Source organism: Photobacterium sp. 53610 (assembly GCF_036409375.1).
GTDB lineage: Bacteria > Pseudomonadota > Gammaproteobacteria > Enterobacterales > Vibrionaceae > Photobacterium.
The window spans coordinates 1-1,616 of the sequence record NZ_JAXOFS010000032.1 but is presented as its reverse complement, the minus strand read 5'-3'; the positions used below and the strand labels follow the sequence as shown (position 1 = coordinate 1,616).

1 rRNA gene is annotated in these 1,616 nt (G+C 54.5%); it reads left to right on the top strand.

The annotated features are described in order from the left end of the window. The first annotated feature begins 46 nt into the window (after nucleotides 1-46). Nucleotides 47-1,598: ribosomal RNA gene (locus SPK40_RS22920) — 16S ribosomal RNA — on the top strand. Nucleotides 1,599-1,616 lie beyond the last annotated feature (18 nt).

Here is a 1,616-nt window from a genome sequence, read left to right as displayed (position 1 = left end):
ATCAGTAATCACTGAGCCGCTTTTCTTCGGAAAGGCAACAAAATTCTAATTGAAGAGTTTGATCATGGCTCAGATTGAACGCTGGCGGCAGGCCTAACACATGCAAGTCGAGCGGCAGCGACATGACCGAACCTTCGGGGGACGTCCTGGGCGGCGAGCGGCGGACGGGTGAGTAATGCCTGGGAACATGCCTTAGTGTGGGGGATAACCATTGGAAACGATGGCTAATACCGCATAATCTCTACGGAGCAAAGCGGGGGACCTTCGGGCCTCGCGCGCTAAGATTGGCCCAGGTGGGATTAGCTAGTAGGTGGGGTAACGGCTCACCTAGGCGACGATCCCTAGCTGGTCTGAGAGGATGATCAGCCACACTGGAACTGAGACACGGTCCAGACTCCTACGGGAGGCAGCAGTGGGGAATATTGCACAATGGGGGAAACCCTGATGCAGCCATGCCGCGTGTGTGAAGAAGGCCTTCGGGTTGTAAAGCACTTTCAGCAGTGAGGAAGGGGTGAGTATTAACAGTGCTCATCCTTGACGTTAGCTGCAGAAGAAGCACCGGCTAACTCCGTGCCAGCAGCCGCGGTAATACGGAGGGTGCGAGCGTTAATCGGAATTACTGGGCGTAAAGCGCATGCAGGCGGCGTGTTAAGCCAGATGTGAAAGCCCGGGGCTCAACCTCGGAATCGCATTTGGAACTGGCATGCTAGAGTCTTGTAGAGGGGGGTAGAATTTCAGGTGTAGCGGTGAAATGCGTAGAGATCTGAAGGAATACCGGTGGCGAAGGCGGCCCCCTGGACAAAGACTGACGCTCAGATGCGAAAGCGTGGGGAGCAAACAGGATTAGATACCCTGGTAGTCCACGCCGTAAACGATGTCTACTTGGAGGTTGGTGTCTTGAACACTGGCTTTCGGAGCTAACGCGTTAAGTAGACCGCCTGGGGAGTACGGTCGCAAGATTAAAACTCAAATGAATTGACGGGGGCCCGCACAAGCGGTGGAGCATGTGGTTTAATTCGATGCAACGCGAAGAACCTTACCTACTCTTGACATCCAGAGAACTTAGCAGAGATGCTTTGGTGCCTTCGGGAACTCTGAGACAGGTGCTGCATGGCTGTCGTCAGCTCGTGTTGTGAAATGTTGGGTTAAGTCCCGCAACGAGCGCAACCCTTATCCTTGTTTGCCAGCACTTCGGGTGGGAACTCCAGGGAGACTGCCGGTGATAAACCGGAGGAAGGTGGGGACGACGTCAAGTCATCATGGCCCTTACGAGTAGGGCTACACACGTGCTACAATGGCGTATACAGAGGGCTGCCAACTAGCGATAGTGAGCGAATCCCACAAAGTACGTCGTAGTCCGGATTGGAGTCTGCAACTCGACTCCATGAAGTCGGAATCGCTAGTAATCGTGGATCAGAATGCCACGGTGAATACGTTCCCGGGCCTTGTACACACCGCCCGTCACACCATGGGAGTGGGCTGCACCAGAAGTAGATAGCTTAACCTTCGGGAGGGCGTTTACCACGGTGTGGTTCATGACTGGGGTGAAGTCGTAACAAGGTAGCCCTAGGGGAACCTGGGGCTGGATCACCTCCTTACCTAAAGACTGCGTTGTT